The 17,160-nt window shown below is 54.7% G+C and carries 17 protein-coding genes and 1 tRNA gene; 14 read left to right on the forward strand and 4 right to left on the reverse strand.

All coding sequences use genetic code 11. From position 1 onward, the window contains the following. The first annotated feature begins 29 nt into the window (after positions 1–29). The 9 genes from ACR0KG_RS03425 to ACR0KG_RS03465 all read left to right on the forward strand — a co-directional run bounded on the left by ACR0KG_RS03425 (position 30) and on the right by ACR0KG_RS03465 (position 8,213). Positions 30–974, forward strand: coding sequence for a DUF58 domain-containing protein (locus ACR0KG_RS03425; RefSeq protein WP_480544801.1), 945 nt, complete (start codon positions 30–32; stop codon positions 972–974). After that, positions 971–1,447, forward strand: coding sequence for a DUF4381 domain-containing protein (locus ACR0KG_RS03430; protein ID WP_480544800.1), 477 nt, complete (start codon positions 971–973; stop codon positions 1,445–1,447). Before ACR0KG_RS03425 ends, ACR0KG_RS03430 begins: the two co-directional genes overlap by 4 nt. Position 1,448: 1 nt before the next feature. Further along, entirely contained in the window at positions 1,449–2,429 is a 981-nt protein-coding gene (locus ACR0KG_RS03435) for a VWA domain-containing protein (protein WP_480826480.1), read from the forward strand. After that, positions 2,426–3,946 (forward strand): VWA domain-containing protein, encoded by a 1,521-nt coding sequence (locus ACR0KG_RS03440; protein ID WP_480826481.1) that lies wholly within the window; start codon positions 2,426–2,428, stop codon positions 3,944–3,946. Before ACR0KG_RS03435 ends, ACR0KG_RS03440 begins: the two co-directional genes overlap by 4 nt. Continuing rightward, entirely contained in the window at positions 3,943–5,214 is a 1,272-nt protein-coding gene (locus ACR0KG_RS03445; protein WP_480826482.1) for a hypothetical protein, read from the forward strand. Before ACR0KG_RS03440 ends, ACR0KG_RS03445 begins: the two co-directional genes overlap by 4 nt. Positions 5,215–5,912: 698 nt before the next feature. Next, the gene (locus tag ACR0KG_RS03450; protein WP_480550157.1) at positions 5,913–6,167 is read left to right on the forward strand and encodes a DUF3489 domain-containing protein; all 255 of its coding nucleotides are present in this window, start codon (positions 5,913–5,915) and stop codon (positions 6,165–6,167) included. Between the two features lie 4 nt (positions 6,168–6,171). Next, positions 6,172–6,585, forward strand: a complete 414-nt coding sequence (locus tag ACR0KG_RS03455; RefSeq protein WP_480550156.1) for a DUF2924 domain-containing protein — start codon at positions 6,172–6,174, stop codon at positions 6,583–6,585. Continuing rightward, the gene (locus ACR0KG_RS03460; protein ID WP_480826483.1) at positions 6,585–7,727 is read left to right on the forward strand and encodes a recombinase family protein; all 1,143 of its coding nucleotides are present in this window, start codon (positions 6,585–6,587) and stop codon (positions 7,725–7,727) included. Before ACR0KG_RS03455 ends, ACR0KG_RS03460 begins: the two co-directional genes overlap by 1 nt. Positions 7,728–7,814: 87 nt before the next feature. Beyond that, positions 7,815–8,213: a hypothetical protein gene (locus tag ACR0KG_RS03465; RefSeq protein ID WP_480826484.1), complete on the forward strand. Its 399-nt coding sequence runs from the start codon at positions 7,815–7,817 to the stop codon at positions 8,211–8,213. A gap of 495 nt (positions 8,214–8,708) precedes the next feature. On the opposite strand, the gene ACR0KG_RS03470 is transcribed toward ACR0KG_RS03465, so the two are convergent. After that, complete coding sequence (locus tag ACR0KG_RS03470) at positions 8,709–9,422, reverse strand: hypothetical protein (RefSeq protein ID WP_480826485.1); 714 nt, start codon at positions 9,420–9,422, stop codon at positions 8,709–8,711. Positions 9,423–10,367: 945 nt separating this feature from the next. On the opposite strand from ACR0KG_RS03470, the gene ACR0KG_RS03475 reads away from it, so the two are divergent. The 3 genes from ACR0KG_RS03475 (at position 10,368) to ACR0KG_RS03485 (ending at position 13,780) form a co-directional block, all read left to right on the forward strand. Next, complete coding sequence (locus tag ACR0KG_RS03475; RefSeq protein WP_480826486.1) at positions 10,368–12,056, forward strand: RNA-directed DNA polymerase; 1,689 nt, start codon at positions 10,368–10,370, stop codon at positions 12,054–12,056. 363 nt (positions 12,057–12,419) lie between these two features. After that, positions 12,420–13,592, forward strand: a complete 1,173-nt coding sequence (locus ACR0KG_RS03480) for a tyrosine-type recombinase/integrase (RefSeq protein WP_480826487.1) — start codon at positions 12,420–12,422, stop codon at positions 13,590–13,592. Then, positions 13,592–13,780, forward strand: coding sequence for a hypothetical protein (locus ACR0KG_RS03485; RefSeq protein WP_480826488.1), 189 nt, complete (start codon positions 13,592–13,594; stop codon positions 13,778–13,780). Before ACR0KG_RS03480 ends, ACR0KG_RS03485 begins: the two co-directional genes overlap by 1 nt. 20 nt (positions 13,781–13,800) lie before the next feature. Here the strand turns inward: ACR0KG_RS03485 and ACR0KG_RS03490 are convergent. The 3 genes from ACR0KG_RS03490 to ACR0KG_RS03500 all read right to left on the reverse strand — a co-directional run bounded on the left by ACR0KG_RS03490 (position 13,801) and on the right by ACR0KG_RS03500 (position 15,585). After that, positions 13,801–13,875, reverse strand: a tRNA-Gln gene (locus tag ACR0KG_RS03490). A gap of 95 nt (positions 13,876–13,970) precedes the next feature. Next, positions 13,971–14,960 (reverse strand): NADPH:quinone reductase, encoded by a 990-nt coding sequence (locus ACR0KG_RS03495; protein WP_480826489.1) that lies wholly within the window; start codon positions 14,958–14,960, stop codon positions 13,971–13,973. Between the two features lie 103 nt (positions 14,961–15,063). Further along, positions 15,064–15,585, reverse strand: a complete 522-nt coding sequence (locus ACR0KG_RS03500; RefSeq protein ID WP_480826490.1) for an SH3 domain-containing protein — start codon at positions 15,583–15,585, stop codon at positions 15,064–15,066. Between the two features lie 138 nt (positions 15,586–15,723). Between ACR0KG_RS03500 and ACR0KG_RS03505 the strand changes: the two genes are divergently transcribed. Then, positions 15,724–16,710, forward strand: coding sequence for a 2-hydroxyacid dehydrogenase (locus ACR0KG_RS03505; RefSeq protein ID WP_480826491.1), 987 nt, complete (start codon positions 15,724–15,726; stop codon positions 16,708–16,710). A gap of 18 nt (positions 16,711–16,728) precedes the next feature. Further along, positions 16,729–17,118 carry a GFA family protein gene (locus ACR0KG_RS03510; RefSeq protein ID WP_480550148.1) on the forward strand — a complete coding sequence of 130 codons (390 nt, stop codon included), beginning with the start codon at positions 16,729–16,731 and terminating at the stop codon, positions 17,116–17,118. Positions 17,119–17,160 lie beyond the last annotated feature (42 nt).

The following is a 17,160-nucleotide window of genomic DNA, read 5'->3' on the forward strand; positions in this document are numbered from 1 at the left end:
ACAGGCCTTCGGCCGAGGATGTTATGCCAATGAAGCAAACGGCAACGATTACAGAGCTTGGGCATGATCCCCGTATTCATGTCGACCTGCACCAGTTAGTCGCGCTCAGACGACGGGCCTCGCGACTGACCTTTCTGCCTCGGCAACCTGCGAATTCCGTTCTGAACGGTCGCCACGCCTCGAAACTGCGCGGCCGGGGGCTGAATTTCGAAGAACTGCGCGCCTATCTGCCCGGAGATGATATCCGTACTCTGGACTGGAAAGTAACAGCACGCACGGGCACGCCCCATGTCCGGGTCTATACCGAAGAACGCGACCGCCCAACGCTGCTGCTGGTAGACCAACGCATATCGATGTTTTTTGGTAGCCAAGTCTACATGAAATCCGTCATCGCTGCCGAGGCCGCCGCCATTGCTGCGCATCTTTTGTTGGCGCAAGGCGATCGGGTCGGCGGGTTGGTCTTCTCGGACGACACTGTAGCCGAACACCGGCCCGTGCGCTCGGCCCTGTCCGTGCGACAGATGCTAGCCTCGATCGCTGACGCCAACAGTCGGTTATCGGCCAGAAGTCGGGTCGTTCGGCCCAACGTATTCAACCGGATGTTGCGCTCCGCGCTCCGGATTGCCAAGACAAATTATCTGATACTGATCTTCTCCGATTTCGACGGTGTTGACGCCGCGTCCGAGCCTTTGATCCGCAACCTCGCCCGGCACAATGACGTGATGCTGTTCAACATCGCCGACCCGATGGCTGCGCATATTCCTGCAAATACACGCCTCGCTATATCGGACGGTACCTTGCAGGCAGAGATCGACACTTCTACTGCCGAGACTCACAAACAAATAGAAGTCTTTGCACAGGACCGACTGGCGCATATCCGCGGCTGGGCGCAGAAATACCAACTGCCCTTCCTGCCGTTGTCGACGCAATCCCCTGCGCTGGATCAAATCTCTCGTTTGTTGGGGGCGTCATGAACCCGGATCTGCACGGCCTCAACCTTGTCGAGTTGATCGACCTCTTGGAGCCCGCGCCGCAACCTTCACCAATCTCGATGATGCCTCAAACTGTTGGGTGGGCCTGGCTTGGGATGGCACTTGCGCTGTTGGCCGGATGGTTGATCCGGCAGGCCATCAAACACCGCCAAGCCAACGCCTATCGCCGTGCAGCCTTGGGCGCGCTGGCCAAAGCAGAGGATGATCCGGCTTGCATCGCCGATATCCTACGCCGCACTGCATTGAGCGGATTTCCACGCGGCGAGGTTGCAGGAATGACTGGCAAAGACTGGCTATACTTTCTCGACCAGACCATGGACAACGACCGGTTTTCGAATGGCCCTGGACGCATCGTTGCGCAAGCTCCCTACCGCCCGGTCCCGGCTTCTCCAGAGCTGACCCGCTTGGCGCACGACTGGATCGTGACGCACAAGCAGCCGAAGCAAGAGGTCTGAAGTGATCAACTTATTGTATCCATGGCTCTTGATCCTTTTGCCGCTACCTTGGCTGGTTTGGCGGTTTCTCCCGCCACACCGTGAAGAGGCCACGGCGATCCGAATCCCCTTTTTCCGGCAGTTGACAGAAGCAGCGGGTGCTACGCCAGAGCAAGGTGCAACAGTGCTGCATCGGAGCAGAGTTCAGATCATCACTGCACTACTGGTCTGGACAATGATCGTGATCGGTCTGGCACAACCTCAACGGTTGGGCGATCCCATAGTGATTGAAAAATCGGCGCGAGACGTTGTGCTGGCCCTCGATATCTCGGGTTCCATGGATCAACGGGATTTAATCGGCGCAAACGGGCAAAGGATGCAAAGGCTGGATGCTGTACGCGATGTGCTCAAAACCTTCATCGCAGAGCGCGATGGCGACCGTATGGCTCTGATTGTCTTTGGCACACGCGCTTTCGTACAGGCTCCCTTCACCGAAGATCTGCAAAGCCTTGACGGATTCCTCGATCAGACTCAGGTGGGTATGGCCGGGCCAAACACCGCCATCGGAGATGCAATCGGTCTGGCAATCCGAATGTTCGACAGCAGCGATGTCGATGAGCGTCTGATCGTCCTGCTCAGCGATGGTGCGGACACCAACAGCCGGGTCTCGCCAGTTAATGCGGCGGAGATTGCCGCTGACAAAGGCGTGGTCATCCAAACCATCGGCGTGGGCGACCCCGAAGGGACAGGCGAAGATCGGGTCGATTTGACTGCATTGGAAAATGTCGCAACCCGCACCGGTGGCGCCTTCTTCTATGCCGATGACAGCTCAGCTTTGTCGCAAATCTATGAGCAGATCGACGCCATGGCACCTCGGATCGTCGAAGAAACCAGCTATCGGCCGACCTATTCGCTCGTTTGGGTGGCCAGCCTGCTCGCCGCCTTGCTGGGGATAGCAACGCTTGTTGCTCTGCTCGCTTCACGGACTTGGAGGCGGGCATGACCAGTTTTTTTGATGCCTTCCACTTCCTTCGTCCCCTCTGGTTGTTGCTTTTACCTGCTATTGTGCTGCTTTGGTACATTACAAGGCGACAACCCGGACAGCACAGACATGACACCCGGCATATCGCCCCGCATCTGGCAAAGGCTCTGCAGGTCGGTTCAAACGCCCAGCGGCGTATTGAACCAATTGACAGCGTCATGCTTTGTTTGAGTCTACTGGTACTCTCCGCAGCTGGTCCGTCATGGAACCGCATCCCCAACCCGCTAGTCGCGGAAACCGCACCTCTTGTGGTGGCGCTCGAGGTAACGCCTTCGATGGAGGATACCGATCTGGAACCCACTCGGCTAGACCGAGCAAGGTTCAAGATTTTGGATCTGATCGCTGCGCGGGCTGGCGCGCGTACTGCGCTTGTGGCCTATGCAGGCACCGCGCATCGGGTCGCACCGCTAACCGAAGACCCAGATATACTGCGCCCGCTATTGCAAGGGCTGAACCCCAAGGTGATGCCGGTTGAAGGGGATGATGCCGCTGCCGCATTGGATTTAGCGCGCGAAATACTGAAGGCTGCAGAAACGCCCGGTGCGATCCTCTTTGTGCTGGATGACCTTGACCCGGCAACGGTTGCAGCGTTCATGAATAACAACCCTGAACAGCCTCCAGTGTCGATGTTAGTTGCTGTGCCTTCCGGGCAAATCCCCGCCCAGATCACCGGGCTCGCAGACGTTTCGGCTGTTGGACTAACTGCCGATGATCGGGATATCGCAGAGATCGAACGGCAGTTAACCTCGGTGCATAAAGCGGCACAGCTGAACGATGAACGTTTGGAATGGGACGATCGCGGCTGGGTGCTGCTATGGCCTGCTGCACTCATTGCTTTGCTGTGGTTCCGCCGCGGTTGGACCATGCGCTGGAGCACTGCACTTGCCGTTGTCTTCACACTTCAAATGCCGGGTAGTGCAAATGCCGATGGATGGAAGGATTGGTTTCTGACACCTGATCAACAAGGGCAGATTGCTTTTCGAAACAAGGAGTTCGCACAAGCCGCCGACCTGTTCACCGACCCGATGTGGAAAGGTCACGCATTGCTAAGCGCCGGTCGCTACGTGGAAGCTGCCGAGTTATACAACGGGTTGTACAGTGCCGAGGCAGCCTTTTCCGAAGGTCTGGCGCGGATCGGCAACCGCGAATACCGCGCAGGCGCGCAGGCCTTTGAAACCGCTTTGGACCGCCAGCCAGATTTTCCTGCTGCTGCCAAAAACGCCGAAATTGCTTGGGCCATTGTCGAACAGGTCGAAACCACTCGGGAGCAATCCGACACTGGCGAGGAAAGTGGCATCGGGGCAGATGACATGACATTCGACAACGAAGCTCAGCGTGGAGTTGCTACGCAGGTCGACGCACCTAGGGACGGGGCAAGAGCGCTGTCTCCCGACCAATGGATCGACAGCATCGACACCGATATGGGGGATTTCCTGCGCAGTCGGTTCCTCTACGACAATAGCGAGAAGGGCACATGATCCGTACTCTGATCGCGATATATTTCCTGTGCATTGGTGCCAGCATCGCCATCGCGAAAGACCCGCGCGTTACGGCCGAGTTGGAAAACGACAGGACAATCGTCGGTCAGCCGCTGCTGCTACGCATTTCAATCCTTGTGCCAACATGGATGCCCGAACCGCCGATCTTTCCGGCTGTCGAAATTCCGTCACTTCTGGTCCGTCAGCCCGAGCGTTCCTCGGGGCCGATCAGCGAAAAAATCGATGGTGAAACCTGGTCGGGGGTGCGCCGCAGCTATCGCCTCTACCCGCTCGCAGGCGGCAGCTATACCCTACCGCCGGAAGACGTAGTCGTTACCTATGCCAACCCGGACACAAATGAACCGGTGACTTTCTCTGGCTCACTTCCAGAACTGACTTTCACTGCCACCATCCCCGAAGGGGCATCTGGGCTGGATCCACTGATCATCGCCAGCGGGTTCGAACTCCAGCAACAGATTGATGGAGATCCCAGTATGGCTGTTGGAGGGGCTCTGACTAGGACCATTACAGCAAAGATCACTGGCACCTCGCCCATCATGATCCCTCGCCTATCTCCTGCACCCGAAGGGGACAGCCTGCGCGCCTATCCAAAAGATCCCCAAATCGACGAGAAAGAAGACCGGGGTCTGCTGCGAGGGACGCGCACGGAAACAACCTCGTATGTCGCTCAGTACGAAGGGGCCGCCGTATTGCCGGAAGTGACACTTGATTGGTTCAACATCGAGACCGAACAGCTGGAAACCGCGATCTTACCGACACTTGACGTGTCTATTCTCGGCGCAGCTTCTGACAATGCGCAAGACGGAAATGCATGGCAATTGCACAAAGTGTTTTGGCTTATGTTGGGATCGGTCGCATTCGTTGCCGTAGCGATCCGGACTTTTTCAGCGCGAATGGTATCGCTTCTGGCAACAATGAGAGCGCGCGCTATCCAAACCGAATGGTACGCCGCGCATATGTGTCTCAATGCCATCTCGCGACGTGATTTGACGGCTCTGACGACTTCTTTTGCCGCATGGACGAAATACTATCCCGGTACTTCTGAACAAAGTTTCTCGGTCGTTCTCGAGGGCATGGCCTCAATTGGCAAGGCACGGTTCGGAGCAAAGACTCAGGAAGCGACCGTGCACTGGCGCACGCTACATTCTGGTTTCTCAACCACACGCCGCCGTATGCGAGGTAAAACTAATCGCGCCCGCCGGAGCCCCCAACTGCACCAATTGAATCCGACATGGTCTGGTAGTTAGACCCGCGTTTCAGCTGCAGAGGTCTTCACCAAGACGGACTAACGCGACGGGATCTAAACCAACCGGAACCAAAAAGGCGTTTGGATCACTGCCTTCTTGAACTACATCGTGTTGCGCATTTAACTCCAGTTTCTACCCCTGTTGTGGCTGTGGGCAAGTGAACGTAGTAGTTTTGGTCGGACTGAGAGAAATGGTAGACCTGCGCGAAGGCCAATGTGCCGGGGATATCGTCGGCGCAATTAGCGCGGCGTTGCGCGGTTAATGCCGCGCCAAAATAGGGTGTATCCGTGCCGGCTAGCTCCACCTCGGACAATAACTGCCCAAGCAATTACAACTCGCCCTGGCCCAGAAACCGTTCGCATCTGATTTATCTAGCTTCGTGTTCTTTACTACCATTTCTCGGTGCTCGCCGCTTCGGATCCGAGTAGTAAGCGCGCTTAGCCGCCTACCTTCCATCCAGATATTGTGCATCTGCTTAAACTCGATCCCATCCACGTTGAATGTCCGCTACACATTGGAGCGTTTTTCCATCTCGCACCCGCAGCGAACTTCCGCTTCCCGCCCTTTCTCCCAGAAACAACTGGACTTCCGCGTAACTTGGAGCGGTAGTGTTTGTACCGTCCAGGTCGCCCGGGCTCGCCGGGCTCCACTCAGTACAAGGCGAGGGATTGGCCTTCGTCAGAAGAGTGGAGAGAATGATGACGACCGCAACGAGGAAAGTGCTCAAAGTCGCAGGGACCAAAGCTGGTAATGCAAAGCCCACCCGGCAGGAACAACTGGCCAGGCTGCTGAACCGCAAATCCGGCGCTTCGATCGCACAGATCCAGAAAGCGTTTGGTTGGCAACCACATACGGCGCGGGCCGCGATATCGATGCTTCGCAAAGCCGGGACTGGGGTCGAGCGCTCCGATACGGACAAAGGTGTGGTGTATCGCATCGCCGATAAGGGTTGAGGCCATGGCGAATGCAAGCGCTTCCAAGCTCGACCATGCTGTGGCAGAACTTGAGCAGCTGGGCCGGGCGGGCTGCCTTGAGCGCTGGCGGCAGGTCTTTGGCCGACCCCCTCCCAAATATCTGTCGCCTCAGTTCATGAGACGGGTCCTGATCTGGGAGCTGCAAAACAAGGAACTGGGCGGCTTGTCTGCCAAGACCGATAGACGTCTGAAACAGATCGCGGCGGGAAGAACCCCAACTGCTATGGCGAAGCCCGGTTCTCACCTCGTCCGGGAATGGAGCGGGCGCACCTATCAGGTTGAGGTGGTCGATGGCGGCTATGTCATGGATGGAAAGACGTGGCGGTCTTTGTCAGCCATTGCCCGGCACATCACCGGCGCCCGGTGGTCCGGACCGCGCTTCTTTGGGGTTCAGTGATGCGCCGGATCCGTTGTGCAATCTATACCCGCAAGAGCTCGGAAGAGGGGCTGGAGCAGGATTTCAACTCGCTGGATGCCCAGCGGGAAGCGTGTGAGGCCTACATTGCCAGCCAGAGACACGAGGGCTGGGAACTGCTGCCCGATCACTATGACGATGGCGGCATATCGGGTGGTCATCTGGATCGCCCGGCGCTTCAGCGCCTGATGCAGGTGGTGGACGAAAAACGCGTTGATCAGATTGTGGTCTATAAAATCGATAGATTGACGCGTTCTCTGGCTGACTTTGCCAAACTGGTCGACCGTCTGGACGCGGCGGAAACTTCCTTCGTATCGGTTACCCAGTCCTTCAATACGGCCACCAGCATGGGACGCCTGACGCTTAACATGCTGCTTTCGTTTGCTCAGTTTGAGCGTGAGGTCACAGCGGAGCGTATCAGAGACAAGATCGCTGCGTCCAAACGCAAGGGCATGTGGATGGGTGGCAGTGTTCCAATGGGCTATCAGCCGCATGGACGGACGCTGAAGATCGACGAGACTGAAGCCGAAACAATCCGGACGCTTTATGATCTATATCTGAAACTTGGCACCCTGCGGGATGTGAAGGAACGAGCGGAGAACCTCGACCTTAAGTCCCGGCGCCGTGAACGGGTGGGTGGTCGGCTATCCGGTGGAAAACACTTCGACCGCGGCCACATCCAGCATATCCTGAGCAACCCTATCTATGCAGGGAGGATCCGGCACAAAAAGCAGACCTATGATGGACAGCATCCAGCCATCATTGATCCGGCGGTTTGGGACAAGGTTCAGGGGCTGCTGCAGACTGGGGCAGCGGTTGCTCGCGGTTCCAGACAAAAGGCGACAAGATCACCTCTGGCGGGCAAGCTCTTTGATGAAACCGGCGATCGCCTGACGCCCAGCCACAGCCGCAAGAACGGCAAACGACTTCGCTACTATATTTCCCGCAGACTGGTCAAAGATCGCAGCCGGAAACATCCGGATGCCTGGCGGTTGCCTGCAGAGCAGGTGGAGGGCTTGCTGGCTGAACTGGTAGGGCAACATCTGACCAGACCCGGTGCCGCGGCAGTGATGACCGAAGGTTTGACGGCAGCCGAACTGACAGACGTATCGAAAAAGCTTTAGGATCAGTGCGATGCAACGGAACGACTGGCTTTGATCGAACGAGCCGATCTGCAACAGGGTTGCCTTACGGTACGTCTGGACAAGTCAATGCTTGCTGAACGTCTTGGCAGCAAACCGGAGCAGATCAATCTGGTTGAATTGACAATCGAATCTCCATTCCAGATGCGTCGGCGTGGCGTGGAATTGAAACTGCATCTCGGGGATCCACCAACAGAGATCGACAGAACGCTGGTGCAGAACATCATGAAGGGACGCAACTGGTTGGCAATGGTCATCGCGGGCAAAACCTTCTCCGAGATAGCCGATGTCGAAGGTGTCTCGAAACGCCGTGTACAGGACGTGGTCAACCTGGCGTTGCTCTCGCCTGACGTTCTTGACAGCATCGCTACGGGTGAACAGTCCGATGGTCTCACCACCGACTACCTGATCAAGACCCGCTTCCCTGCTGTCTGGTCCGAACAACGCGAGCAGTTCGCCACTCTCTGAAGCTTCACATCCCAAACTCGTACCGCCGGAATCGCAAACAGAGACTACGGGCTGAAATCCGCCCGGTTCGTGCTCTTATCCGCGTCTCTGTTGAAAACCCTGTCTGCCAAGCGCCCGAAAACACGCGACAATTGCGCGGGAAACTTACAGCGTCTGAAAACAGGGAAGTGTGTGGCTGGGGTGGTAGGATTCGAACCTACGATACACGGTACCAAAATGTAAGAATACATGACATTATGCAAGAAGCGCTTGCAAAATTTTACTTCAAGTGCAGCAACTTACCGGACGTCTATTGGGCACGTGTGCGATTTTGCTAACATTCACCCCATAGGTGCTTAGATTCTATTTCTTAAAACATCACTGCTCATCATTGGTCATCAACAACTGTGGTAAATTACCACAGTAAAATTGAGAACTTGTTGCTCAGTATCAAAAACGGCGAGAGCCGGTAAGCTCTCGCCCTTCCGATATCGTCCGTACCTGTATTCGCTTTGATTAGTTCGAGCCACCTTCGTCAACTTCTTTGGCTGGCAAGAGTGGCCTAATCCTCTCCAACTTCTCAATGAAGTTTGCAAGATCGTCGGCATTATCAAAACTGTATCGGCCCGATATTGTCTCCATATCAAACACGATAGGTTTGTCTATTGTGTGAACCTGTGGCGAATGCATGGGCTTTCCCTCGCTGGAACGATGAGACGCGGTCGGTGGCACCGCTTCATCCTCTATATTCCCATGCGAATCATGCACCTCTATTTCAACGCTGGCAAGGCTCATGGCACTACGAAAAACCTTTATGACTTGATCAACTGCGTTTTGGTTGAAGCCACGTCGTATTAAATACGAACGAAGATTAGCATCACTTGGCGGTGTGTCTGGCCACTTTTCATTGATTTCCTGAAAGAGGTTTGGAGATAGCGCAGCCTCCGAAATTGCTTCCGCTTCCTCTTGATCGTCCTCGGGGTGCAATACCCTCATCGCGAGATCGCTCACCCGTAGCTCACGCGCGCTATTTCTATCCAGCAGACCGTAAGCTGTTATAGCACTGACCTTTTTCTCAGACGCGCCGTTTACAGATGAGTATCCGAGGAGCTCAGCCACTACTTCACGTGGAGCAAAGTTCTGACCCTCGTTATCAAATATTTTGCGAACCAAGCTGACCGCTTCTTGCAGTTCTACTTGGGGATAGTTGGGGCTTCGTATGCGTGCCATTGCGCTCTCCTTTGATCACGTTGTACATAAAACAACTCGAGTATACAAGTTAAAATAAAAACAACGCGGAGGCGCGTTGTCGGGGATTGACCTGACGGGGAATCCCTGTAATGTAGTGCCATGGCGAGAACGCCCAATATGTAGTGAGGCTACGATGCAGAGACTGGCTCTGCCCCTGCGGGATTACCACCCGGATCAACCGATCTGACCGCAGGGGAGAAACAAGAAAACCGGCCACAAGGACCGGCTTTCGTGGTGGCTTTCATCGGGGCGCGGCCCCTCAGATAACACACGGTTCACACCTGTAATCTGACATTTGTCGCGCCCTACTTCAAGGGAAACCCGCTCAGAAGGAGTTGGGGCATGACGAAAGGTGTCTTCGTGAACGCGTACGAGCGTAAACGTTTTGGCCGGATCGAGCATGTCTGTGCCCACTGGCGCAGCCGCTGATCCGCGCTGAAGGTTAACCCCGCTTCTGAGCTATGCGATAGCGGTTCAAGAAGCCTGTATGAAATCTGACTTCGGCGGCCTTCGGGTCGCCTTTTTTGTCCGGCATGGCGGTATATTTTGATCACATGGAAAAAGAAGAATCCCAACTCGAACGTTTTCAGGAAGCCGCCCGCGAGATCGGGCAGACGACGATGAAGAAGCTGGCAATACAGAAGCCGGACCAGAAGAAACCGCCCGACGACTGATCCGGTCTGCCGCGCAGGCCTTGATCAGATCATCACGGTTGGTTTGTCAAATATACAATCGCCATGATGTTCATATACTCACGCACCTTAATTGCGCTGTGTACGGCAAGATGTGACGCAAAGCTACTTCATAGACATGATTGCGAGAATAAGGTCACATATGACTTTCGTGTTCACTTTAGGGTTGTGCGAGGTCGGTGCCAAGTTTAGCAATTTTGATGATCTAAAGACATTTTACTGAGATAACTTCATGACTAACAACGTTTCCGCCAAAACGGCCTCTGAACGGTTTAGGAGGTTAATTTCGCATGGGTATTTTGCTCCTGAACTTCCACCTTGTTTCGTTTCTGAAGACTTGGCGCGTCGGAGGAATTCTGTTTGGAAACATATGCTCGACCCAGCTACGCCAAGCTACAAGAAATTCATCTCAAAAACGAGTTGGTTTAACTTCCCACGATTTGGGCGCAATGATCGTCGTCACGGGGTAATCAACCCGATAGCCTACGTTGCCATTGCAAAAGTCGTTGCCGAAAACTTCGTAAAGCTACGGTCTAGGGCTGGAAAACACTCTGGCATCTCAGCCTCCCCACTAGTATTCGACTGGACTGGTTCGCGGGCCATACTCCGTTCTAGCGTGGATTTACGCGACGATTTTCGCATCGACCTATCATCTCGTCGCGAGATGTTTGTATCCGCCGACTTACGCGCTTTTTATCACTCGATCTACACGCATTCGATCCCTTGGGCTGTCCACGGCAAGGAGTTTGCGAAGGGCAATAGGAGCAATTCACACTACGGGAATTTGTTGGATTTACTGTCGCGGAACGCGCAAGACGGACAGACGCTTGGCCTTCCGGTTGGCCCAGACACTTCACGAATAATCGCTGAAGCCGTTGCTTCAGGCGTGGATGCTCAACTAAAAGCAAGTATTAATGTCAGCAGCAATGACGCGTCGCGCTATGTTGATGACTACACAATTAGCAGTTCAGACGGGCTTTCGGGACAAGCACTTATTGCCGCCGTTCGAAGGGCTGCGGCCTACTACGAACTCGAACTGAATCATGATAAATCAGAGGTTATTCCAACTTCGGTCGACCTTCGAATTGGCTGGAAGCAAGCTGCGCTGGCTCACCGTCCAAAGGGCCCAGACTTCAAATACACGGACTTTCAGCGGTTCTTTTACGAAATCAACAGACTGGGTCGAGATCTAGCCGGTACAAATGTAGAAAAGTGGGCGCTTCAAAACGCTCGAGTGGCGTTTCTCGGATGTAGTTCCGAAACTTGGCACCGCATTCAAAACCATCTTGTGAACGCGTATCGCCGCAATAGTACTTTGATTTCGCTTCTGGTCGAACTTCTGATCATGCGGCAGCAAGCTGAGGGGGACGTTGATCTCGACAGCATTAGGGATTTTCTTGATCATCGTGTTCCGTCTCTTGCTCTAGAGGATAGAACAGGGGAGCTGATTTGGTTCCTCTTTTTGATGATCGGCCTAGGTATCACAGTTGAGGCAAAACGGTTCGAGCCCGTCTTTAGCCTTGAGGAGCCGATGTGTGCACTGCTCCTAAGCGCAGCAAAGGCAAAAGGACTTATTCGCGGCAAAATCGATTCCTCGACGTGGGACAGCGCGTTGAATTCCGAAGGATTGGAAGGGCCGATGTGGTTGTATTCCTATGAAGCCGCTCGGATGGGCGTTGCTGCAAACGCGACCACAGAGCACATTAAGAACCACCCATACTTCTCCAAGCTATTGGATATGAAGGTAGAGTTTCTATCCACGGATACTGGTCTAGAAGTTATTTCGGATTCTATGCGCAGAAGACGCATCGACAATGTCCATCGTGCTAGGCTTAGAGCTGACTTTGAGGATGACTGGGACTTCGACGATCTCAATATGGATGACGATGACGACGATTTCGATGACGATTGGGACTACTAACCTACAGTGCAAAGACGCTGAAAACGGGTTCTTGCGCCCTGTGCACTTCCATTTAGTTGCTGACGCAGGCTGAAACCCGCCAATTGGCGGCAGTTTGTCAGAATCACTCTGGCTAGAGGTGCGGCAAACATTTTGTTGTGGTGCTGGTTTTCTGTTGCCGGATCGCGCATTTGAGAAGTGAAACTTCTCTTGAAGGCATAGTTCGTGGCCGGAAGTCAGAAATACTGACATAGTAGCGCACGAGAAATGCGCCGCTCTAGTTCGGATATCTTTCATTTTAGTATATTTCTCAGCTAGTTAATAGACTTTTAAATCAATTGTTTCCTCCCAAGGTACGGGTTTCCAACCAGAAAGGAGGAACCAATGGCGGCTTTGTATAAAAGGAAATTGGGAAACAGGTCTGTCTATCGTGTCGTTGGCAAGCAAGTCGAGGGAAAGAGGAAGGAAAGAACATTCCGCTCGCGTAACGAAGCAAAGAAATGCTTAGCTTCGCTAATCAGAGCCGAAGAGCGCGGAGAATACTGGATTCAGCAAAAAAGCTTCTTTGAATTAGCAGAAGAGTACATGCGCGCATCTGCCGTTGGCCGTGACGGAAAACGGCCATTAGAAATGTCAACGCTGCATGCTTACAAGCACTATCTCGATGCTTTCATCCTTCCCAAGATAGGAGAGATTCCAATCGGAGAGTTGGACCGAGACTATTTGATCGAACTGATTATTCTTTTGAAAGGTCAATGTAAGTCAATCAAGACAGCCGAGCATGCGCTAAATCTAGTAAAGGCAATTCTGAACTGGGGTGTTGATCGCGATTTGATTACACGGCACTTTGCCCGCAACCTAAGTGTCCAACCGGATACCAGAGGACCGAAGAAAAATCCCGGCACGTTTTCCGACGATGAAATGCGGAGGATATTTTCCAGCCTTCGATACCTATGCACATACGGCGCTCCGCGCGACGTGGAGAGGTGGCGTGCTTACGCGCCGTTGGTCATGCTGCTGGCTACAACAGGGGTCAGAATTTCGGAGGCCCTAGGTCTGCGTTGGGAAGATTTCACAGAGAACTATTCGCACGTGTCAATTTCGCGGCGCGTCGACACCTTGAGGAGGGGAATGAAGCAAGAAGACCGAATTGGGGATTTGAAGACCGCAAACTCTTACCGAAAACTAGCGATAGTACCTAAGCTGCGCGAGTTACTGGTATACAAATTGAAAACAAGTCAGAGCCCTTGGGTTTTCGCGTCGAAATCAGGCTATCCAAAGCACTACCATTCGGTCCGCAATCACTGCTGGGTTCCGTTGCTGAGACACGCTCGTGTAGAGCACAGAGGGTTTCATTCCCTTAGGCACTATGTTGCGTCGTCGGTGATGTTGGAAGGGAAGTACCTTGAAGCCTTCAAAATGCTCGGACACCACACTGCAAGTTTTACGATGACTCAGTACGGTCATGTTATCGATGATGGCTCGGATCGCTTCTGCGAAATCTCCAATAGCTTGCTCGACAAGTTTGAGTGGCAGCCTTCAGAGGCGATCCTTTGATGTTGTTTGCTGACTACAAGAAGGATAGCGGAACCGTGATCCGCTATCCAAGTCCGAAGGTCGAAGGCATGTTAAACGAAGCGATTTTCTGTGGCTTCGGCATTGTTTGGAGCAGAATCTACCACAAAAAACGTGGTAAACTTTATCCGATGCCGCACACGGCGATAGACCGGGGCGCGTTTAAGTAGTTGAAATTATTTCAGAAAATTGGCTGGGGTGGTAGGATTCGAACCTACGATACACGGTACCAAAAACCGCTGCCTTACCACTTGGCTACACCCCAACGGTGAGCGGCTGTCTACGATTGTTGCTGGCGGGGTTCAAGAGGTTTTTGGGCAAAAAAACCGGCTCTGTGAAAAAATGTAACCGTGGTATGTATCATCGCGTTTCCAGCAAAACGGCCCCTGTGCGGTGGCCGGTTTGGACAAGGTCATGGGCCTGTGCGCAGTCGCTTAGAGGCAGCACATCCTGAATAGGGCATTTTAAAGCATCATCCGTGAGTGCTGTGTGCAACCGTTTGATCGCTGCGTTGCGGAGTTTTGGGAGCAGCAAGTAGATCAAAACGACCTCCAGCGTGACCGCTTTGAACATCAATGGGTAGAATGGCAGTGTCGGGGTCATATCTTTGGCAGAGCCGAAGGCATTGATGCGACCGTTTTCAGAAATAACGGCGATGTTGGTTTCAACGTTCTGGCCGAACTCGACATCGACAATGCGATCTATCTGCTGGCCGTTATTTGCATCAAGGATGTGTTCAGCCAGATCGGCGTTGGCATAGTCGATCACGGTGTCGGCGCCTGCTGATTGTACCCTGTCAAAATCGCGGGGGCTTGCTGTGCTGATGACCTTGGCACCGCCCCATTTTGCCAGTTGAACGGCCAGGTAACCCACAGTTCCTGCACCACCGTGTATCAGCACCGTTTTGTCTGAGATTTCTCCGCCCGAGAACACGGCATGACTGGCGGTCAGCCCGGGTATACCCAACACAGCGCCGGTTTGAAACGAGACAGAATCAGGCAGCGGCACCGCCTGGTCTTCAGGCAGGGTGATCTGTGCAGCCGCAGTCCCATAAGGGCGCCTCCACTGGCCGTTCCAGACCCAGACCCGCTGCCCAATGCGCGTGGTGGGCACGCCGTCTCCGACCGCGGAAATGATACCAGCCCCATCGCTATGGGGCACGATCTTAGGGTAGGGCGGTTTGGTCACGCCCGGTCTGGCTCCGGCCCGCGCTTTGATGTCGGACGGGTTCACCCCGGAATAGGCCAGATCGACTGTGACTTCTCCGGGCTGCGGTGTCTCTGGCGGTAGGTCCTCGAGCTTCAGCACATCTGCAGCTGGTCCGAAGGCGGAGTATGTAATGGCTTTCACGGTGATTCCTCTGACTTTGGGGCAGCTTAGCCGCGCCAGATCAGAGTTCCAGAGGATTCCCTTTAAATGGGTTTCTGCCAAAGCCAATTTGGAGACAGCCCGGTTATTCCCTGATCTCTGCCGGATCGACGCCCCAAAGGTTCGACTTCAGTGTCCAGCCGCGATAGCCGCCTGCCGAAATCCGGCACCAATCCAGCGAACAACTGCCAAGGCGCGCAACCACGCCGGTTTCGAAATGGGCGTTGATGGGGGCGTTGGGGTCGGGTCGGGCGTATACGGGCAACATCTCGGATTCGATCAGCACCGTGCGCACGCCAGACAGCAGCGCATAGTGAACCCAGCCGCCCGCACCGTCGCGGTCCTGAACCTTGCGCCAGTTTCCATATTCCGCCGTGATTTGCAGGGGCATCCCACGCCGTTTGAAGACCCAATCAATCCGATGGGTCAGCGACGGACCCCGGCGTACATTGCCTTCGGCTGCTTTCATCGAGACATAACGGGGCAGGGGCAGATTCGTAACCTGGCCGCGATTGTCCTCTGCGGTGGCCACAATGGGACCGAGCGCTACGAGGAACGCGGCTAGGATCGCCAAACAACGGCGTTTCACCGGTAGAGGACCACTCACTGACTGCCTGCTCTTGTGCCTGTTGATCTGCTTTCGAAAAAAGGTCGACTCAATGCCTTAGGGGTTCTTGTGCCCCGCCTTATCCTGAGCCACGATGCCACGGAGCGCGCGCGAATGCAAAGCAGTGGGAGGGCCGAGGTGCCAAGAGAACGTCTGAGTGTTGTTGTAACGCGACGGTTGCCCGAAGCGGTCGAGACGCGGCTGAGTGAGCTGTTCGATGTCCGTTTGCGCGATGATGATACGCCCATGACCCGGGATGATCTTGTGGCAGCCGTGAAAGAGGCGGATGTGCTGGTGCCCACCGTAACCGACACGATTGATGGCGGTGTATTGGGGCAGGCGGGGGATCAACTGCGTCTGATTGCGAATTATGGTGCCGGTGTTGATAACATTGATGTGGCGACTGCCCGTCAGCGCGGCATCCTGGTGTCGAACACGCCAGGTGTTCTGACCGACGATACGGCCGACATGACCATGGCGCTGATTCTGGCAGTCACGCGGCGCATTCCCGAGGGTCTCGGCGTAATGCAAAAGGGAGACTGGGCAGGCTGGGCCCCGACGGCCCTGCTGGGTGGTCGGATAGGTGGTCGGCGCCTTGGCATTCTGGGTATGGGTCGGATCGGTCAGGCGGTTGCGCGCCGCGCCAGTGCCTTTGGGATGCAGGTGCATTATCACAATCGCCGCCGCCTACGGCCCGAGACCGAACAGATGCTGGAGGCGACATATTGGGAAAGCCTGGACCAGATGGTGGCACGGATGGATGTGATCTCGGTCAATTGTCCGTCGACCCCATCTACTTTTCATCTGATGAATGCGCGGCGTTTGAAGCTGATGAAACCCTCGGCCGTGATCGTGAATACATCTCGCGGTGAAGTGGTCGATGAAAACGCCCTGACCCGCATGATCCGCGCGGGCGAGATCGCCGGGGCTGGTCTGGATGTCTATGAACGGGGCACCGATGTGAACCCGCGCCTGAGGCAATTGCCAAATGTTGTCCTGCTGCCGCACATGGGCTCGGCCACGCTGGAAGGGCGGATCGAGATGGGCGAGAAGGTGATCATCAACATCAAGACGTTCGAAGATGGGCACCGCCCACCGGATCAGGTTGTGCCCGCGATGCTATGAGGTTTTGGAGGTTGGCCAGTGACCGAGATCCATAAAGCCGGTTGCCGCTGTGGCGCGGTGCGGGTCACTGCCAAGGGCCCTCCGCTCCGGGTTGGCTTATGTCACTGCCTTGATTGCCGAAAGCATCATGGTGCCTTGTTCTACGCCGCTGCCATTTTTCACCATGATTGTGTGCAGATCAGTGGAGAAACTCGTAGCTACGAAGGGCGCTTTTTTTGCCCGGTCTGTGGGTCGCCGGTGTTTGCCAGAACAGATGACGAGGTAGAGGTGCACCTGGGCAGCTTTGATGAGGTCAATCAGTTCAAACCAAGCTATGAATGCTGGGCGATCCGGCGTGAAAGCTGGTTGCCAGAATTTGAGGGCTTGCAGCGATACGACACGGATCGCGTGGATGTTGGTTCGGATTGACAAGACCTGATACGGCGGGACTCTGCCATTGGCTTGCGTAAT

The sequence above is a fragment of the Ruegeria sp. H4 genome (assembly GCF_056533065.1).